The following is a 1,422-nucleotide window of genomic DNA, read 5'->3' as shown; positions in this document are numbered from 1 at the left end:
ATGCTGCGGTCGCAGCCCACCTTGCTGGTGGGGTGGATGGCTCCTGCTCCAACCGGCGTCGCGATGCGCCATAGTGCAGGCGTCAAAATCTGCTTATGAGAGGAGCCACCCCATGCAAGTTACCACAATCGGCGTTGATCTGGCCAAGAACGTTTTCCAAGTCCACGGGATCACTGCCACCGAAGACGTGGTGTTCAACAAACCTCTGCGACGGGCGCAGTTTCTGTCCTTTTTTTCCAAGTTGGAGCCCTGCTTGATCGGCATGGAATCCTGCAGCAGTGCGCACCATTGGGCCCGTGAATTGACTGCTCTTGGTCACGAGGTTCGGCTGATCCCCCCGATGTACGTGAAGCCGTACGTCAAACGCGGCAAGTCAGACGCAATTGATGCTGAGGCGATCTGCGAAGCCGTGACCCGTCCGACCATGCGCTTTGTGGCGATCAAGACAGTCGAGCAGCAGTCCCTGCTGTCGCTGCATCGGGCGCGTGATCTTCTGGTGCGCCAGCGAACGCAACTCATCAACAACCTGCGTGCTCTGGTTGCCGAGTTTGGCGTCTTTATCCCACGTGGCCTCGCCCGTGTGATTGGGTTTGCTGAAGACATAACGCTAGGTGAGGTTCTTGATCTACCTGACATTGCCAATGAAGTGATCCACAACCTGTGCGAGCAGCTCATGGCCCTGCATAAATGGGTCCGTTGGTACGAAGATCGTCTAAAACAAGTTGCTAAAGAGGACGCGCGGGTTCGTCTTTTGCGTACGATACCCGGTGTCGGCCTCGGCGATCATTGCCAGCATTGGCGACGGGCATCAGTTCCGCAATGGCAGGGAATTTGCTGCCTGGCTGGGTTTGAAGCCGGCGAACAAGTCCAGCGGCGGCAAGGAGAAGTTAGGACGGATAACCAAGATGGGCGACCAGTATTTACGATCGTTGCTCGTCGTCGGCATGACATCATTGGTCCGACAAACACGGTCACACCCCGAACGTGCCAGCAAGTAGCTGACGTCTTTGCTCGAACGCAAACCTGCTCGCGTCGCCACTGTTGCCATGGGCAACAAGACAGCCCGGACCGTCTGGGCAGTGCTCACCCGCATCGAACCTTACAGCCCCCGCGCTGTAGCCTGAGAAGAAAGGAACAACGAGTTAGCAAGACCCGCGAGATGATGGTGCATAAGTCAGCCGCCAAAACCAGGACACCCCGCCGAATGGCGCGGGCATAATAGCCCGCTTTGCTGTAAGGGACTTGGTTTGCGGAACCCATCAGGGCCAGCGGTCAAGACCGCGCAAACAGGCCCCTCTCGGCAGATTTGCTGTGCAAATCGCCTGCCGGACAATGGGAACACATGACTGCTTCTGACAAACGCGCAAATCAGATCAAAAAGGACTTGCTATGCAGGAGCCATCCACACACGACATTCGCTGC

General features: G+C 57.0%; 1 pseudogene. It reads left to right on the top strand.

Annotation, left to right across the window (positions count from 1 at the left end):
• Window positions 1-112: 112 nt before the first annotated feature.
• A pseudogene (locus Q1A52_RS22825) lies at window positions 113-1,124 on the top strand (IS110 family transposase).
• Window positions 1,125-1,422 lie beyond the last annotated feature (298 nt).

The sequence above is a fragment of the uncultured Roseobacter sp. genome, assembly GCF_947488185.1.
GTDB lineage: Bacteria > Pseudomonadota > Alphaproteobacteria > Rhodobacterales > Rhodobacteraceae > Roseobacter.
Note: the sequence above shows the minus strand (reverse complement) of the source record. Positions and strands in the feature narration are given on the sequence as shown.